Annotated in this window: 4 protein-coding genes; all 4 read right to left on the bottom strand. The window is 38.1% G+C overall.

What is annotated here, in order from left to right; translation table 11 throughout:
- A partial coding sequence (locus AAEY80_RS14095; protein WP_350588499.1) for a hypothetical protein occupies positions 1–392 on the bottom strand: 392 nt, incomplete at its 3' end.
- A gap of 99 nt (positions 393–491) precedes the next feature.
- Positions 492–1,550 (bottom strand): DUF2515 family protein, encoded by a 1,059-nt coding sequence (locus AAEY80_RS14090; RefSeq protein WP_201567872.1) that lies wholly within the window; start codon positions 1,548–1,550, stop codon positions 492–494.
- Positions 1,551–1,559: 9 nt separating this feature from the next.
- The gene (locus tag AAEY80_RS14085) at positions 1,560–2,471 is read right to left on the bottom strand and encodes a DUF2345 domain-containing protein (RefSeq protein ID WP_201567870.1); all 912 of its coding nucleotides are present in this window, start codon (positions 2,469–2,471) and stop codon (positions 1,560–1,562) included.
- 27 nt (positions 2,472–2,498) lie between these two features.
- Positions 2,499–3,671: a hypothetical protein gene (locus AAEY80_RS14080; RefSeq protein ID WP_350588497.1), complete on the bottom strand. Its 1,173-nt coding sequence runs from the start codon at positions 3,669–3,671 to the stop codon at positions 2,499–2,501.
- Positions 3,672–4,224 lie beyond the last annotated feature (553 nt).

The following is a 4,224-nucleotide window of genomic DNA, read 5'->3' as shown; positions in this document are numbered from 1 at the left end:
CTTAAACGAGGCTCACTTAAACTTTTAGCATAAGTCCAACCCTTACCTTGCAGTTCTTTAAAGAAAGCCATCATTTTTTGATAAGCATCTTCGTCCGATATACCGTTGTCTGTAGTGTCGAAGAAAAAATCAACTGTAATTTTATTCAACCCTCTCTGCTCGCTAGTTACCTTATCCATAGCTAAAATAGTGACAACTTGGTCAATCTTAAAACTATCATCAGAATAATGGAAAATTGCTTTCCCCATGTTGCTTGTTGGAAAGTCATAACCTTGAAAAGTAACGCCCATAGGTTGAGCGTCCGCTTCTTGAAAAGCTTTATACTCAGGGTTGGCATCGTATAACTCTTTAGCAGTCATGTTTAATGAAATTTCTAAAGGTTTATCAGGCATTATAGGGGTTACCTTATCTTGGGCATTACAAGCGGTTATAAAGAAGCTTAAAAACAAAACGTAAGCAAGTTGTAGATAGTATCGCATCGTATTTTTCTTTTAGTTAAATGGATAAAATTTATCAGGTTTATGATACCAACCTGCCATCGTTTGGAGTTGGCCTAACATATAGCTCTCTTCTGTTTGCATTAGACCATGAAATTTCTCTGCTGCTTTTTTAATCCATTTCATACGGCTTTTATAACTATACAATAAAATATCTGATTCCGGTTTAGAGACATACTTGTCATATTTAGGGTCGTCTTTATTTTCAGGATGACTGCCAGGATAACGATACGTTGGGTATACTGTGACTTGCGGTACATTACAAGTATTTGAGAAAAATAGCTTAACCTCAGGTGCTAGTCCACCTGCTAATTCCATTGCATTAATCTCACGCTTATGCCGCCATTGTTCATAAATTAAGGGTTGAAGGACTTTTCCTTGTTCATGTTGAGCGATAATGAGTACATTTTGATATTGAGCTTGAGCTCTTTGTGATTTAACTTTATCACTTGAAGGAAGTTCTTCGAACTTTCTAACTTCAGCAAACCCTGCTTGAATATGTTCGTTGGTCTTTAAATAATTAATCTTAGGCAAAGATTTTGCTGCCCAATCGGCTTTATTTATTGCCGTTTTTATTTGTGGAACGAGGTTATTTGAATGTCGTTTACTTATACAGTTAAAGAAAACTTTAGACCCATAACTACTATAGTAATGATGCCATCCCGCAATATCTTGGAACAGCCAAAAGTTACCTTGTCCAAACCAATCACTAGCAGTGACTGCAATACCGTGTTTAGTTACTGTAAGAGTCCAATGCTCCAAAGTGCAAGCTACCGTTTTACTAGCGAACGCACCTAAAGCCATCCAATAAAAACGACCTTTTTTACGTGGATCTCCATTCTTTTCAGTTTCTAAATAAAACCTAGCATATGTACCTGCAATACGTCGTGCTCTTACACTATAACTGTCCACGAAGTTGTAAGTGTTATTTGAGACCTTTTCGCTCATACGCTCTAGGCAAAACTGCTGAGAGACAGACCATAACTCTTCGCAGGTACAAGCTTTCGGTGTACAGCTATTTATAGTTGTATTGGTTTTCGCTTTAGTAACCATGCCTTCACCCTATTTATTATTATTTAAAAAAGTAGACCAGACTAGTTGCATCTTCAGTTCATCTTCCTGATCTCCCGAATCTATACGAGGCGTCTTACCCTCAATATCTGATTCTGATTTTATATTTACATTTTTACCCGTTAATAGATATTTCATATCAGGCAATGGATTACCCATTGGGTCAACCAACTGAATCTGCTCATCAAAGAACTCTTTTTCTACTAACTTATCAAAAGGTAGCCGCGATAAATAACTACTATCAATCCCACCTCCAGCCTTACTATGCTTACCAGCCTTCTCCGTAAACTGCTTAGCAGTGATTGTGATATTACTGCCTTCTAAGACAATACTCGCACCACCAGCCGTCAGCGTAATCTTATTAGTCGCTACTACTTCAACGGCTTTAGTCGAGGAGGCGATGTTTATATCCTGCTTAGCCGTCGCCTCAAGCTTACCTGTATGCGCGGATAGAGTGATGTTCTCTTTCGCATTGGTCATACTAAACTGACCGTCGGCGATTATGTTTAACGACTCGCTACTGACTTGATGATGACTATCGCCACTACTAATCATCATATCTTGCTGAGTGGTGCTGATCATCTCACCCATTGACCGTTGAATTAGCGTATCGTCACTGATATAAGCACTATCCGCTGCGCTATCGATTAGCGTGTAAGGTGTTTGCTGATGGGTTTTAGTGTCTTGTTCCTTGGCGATAGTTTTAAGTTGGGTTTTAATCGCCTTATGGTCATTTACTTGTCTGCCAAGTCCCGTTGCTAACTGCGTTAAACGCTCCGCTAATTGCTGACCACCAAGACCAGTTTGGGTGAGGGTCGGGGTATGATGTTGATAATTGTGCTCTTGGACTTGTGCGTGGGTCTGCGGTTGAGTGGAGAGGGCTAAATATAAAAAACCACCCAAAGGTGGTTTAGATCGAAATATTAAAAACTAGCCTTTCTCACCCTCAAACTGCCAAATAACTTCACCCCAATTATTGTGAGGATAATTGGGCATGATATCACCCTGTTTGAAGTAAGCTCGGCTATCTGCTTTTGCGAAGGTAAACCAGTAGCCTGATTTAGGGCAAGGCTGATTTGCTGGGCAACGCCCTCGAGCTTTACTGGTGATTTCGGGTTTATTAGGTTTGATTTTATTTTCATAGTAAGGTGTCATGTCTTCGCCCGCCTCGGAACGCTGCATAAACTCTTTATAAGTAATTTTATAAGGGTCAATAGAGATAAATTTACTGGTGTCAATACCTGTTTTTTCTAGTATGAGTGGTAGGGTATAGTCAGGTTGGTCTTGTTGAATATCTAAGCCTATCTCTAAAGCTTGAGTTTCAGCGTATAGTCTAGCTTGCGGTAAGTCTGGATAAGCTTCTATAAAAACTGATTCCATAGTATCGTCTGGGTTGTCATAACTGAGATAGCTGTTGATATGAATCTCTTCGGAGCTAAAATCTAAACTGATCATATAGACGTAATTGTTAACCTCTTCTTCAAAGTTGTATTGCATAGTAATATCTAAAAAAACATCAGTGCCATTTCGTAGATCCCAAAATTGTAAGCTTGGTAGCTGTTTAAACTGATCAAAGGTTAGAGGGTATTGATAGTTTAGAAAGCTAGATGATACATTCTCATCAGTGACATAATCATAACTATCTTGGAGAGATATACGAGCACTAGTGACACGACGATCGTTCTGCCAACCTTGCTCTTCTAGCTGTTTAAACAGTTTTTGCACAGCGACATAGGCATCTTTTTTCGTAACAGCATAGCTACCTTGAGAGTTAGGGACGAAAAAATCAATTCGAACCGACTGTATGCCTCGTTTAGGTTTATCATGAATATAGAAGCCTGAGGTCATACCAACATTATCAACAGTAAGTGATGGAATGTTTGGATAGTTGAAAGTCGCAGTCCCATTGTTAGACGGAAAGTTAATTTCGTAAAAAGTAACGCCTAAGCTACCAATATTGAGCGGATTATCATCAAAACTCCAATACTGTTTAATGTCCTCATTATTTTTTTTAAAGGTTTCAGGGCTTTCTTCTACTGAAACATAAGCATGAGGCGGGATAGAGACCTCTTTTTCTGCTTGGCAGGCAGTAGTTAGAAGCATAAAACTAAAAAACAACCAATTGCTAAATATTTTTTCAATCATAAGCTAATTATCTAACCATCATTCCATTTTTATAATAAATAACAAGAGGCTCCTGCAATGTGTATTGTTGTGAGTTCAACATTATCTTTGAAGTCATAAGTACCTGAGCGTATTCATTATTTATAGTTAACCACTTCATTGGCATCGTTTTAGCTGAATCAATAGGGTTTCCTGGAGAAGTCAGTTTACCTTTGTTTTGGCCTTCGACTTGAGAAATGTCGTATTTAAAAAACTGACTATTATGTACTCCTTCAATATAGCATTCAGACCTTACGTCATGATAACAGTAAACTAACATCTCTTTAGTTGGATGAATTAAATAGGCTACTTCTCTAGGATCATCTGAATTTAGGATCTTATCTAAAGATGTTTGTGAATTATAATTCTGAGTATCTGAGTTTGCTAATATTTTAGAGCTATCATTATTTGATCAGGGGAGTTTCCTAAAAACTGTGTAACTGCTTATAATCCCATAACAGGAGAATAAGCAATGACCAAGCAAACTGACATT

This window comes from Psychrobacter sp. 78a-MNA-CIBAN-0178 (assembly GCF_040309625.1).
Lineage (GTDB): Bacteria > Pseudomonadota > Gammaproteobacteria > Pseudomonadales > Moraxellaceae > Psychrobacter > Psychrobacter okhotskensis.
This window is presented reverse-complemented; position numbering and strand designations above follow the sequence as displayed.

Coding starts and splice junctions, on each gene's coding strand:
- AAEY80_RS14090 (WP_201567872.1), bottom strand. CDS start 1,550: ATGGTTACTAAAGCGAAAACCAATACAACTATAAATAGCTGTACACCG.
- AAEY80_RS14080 (WP_350588497.1), bottom strand. CDS start 3,671: ATGCTTCTAACTACTGCCTGCCAAGCAGAAAAAGAGGTCTCTATCCCG.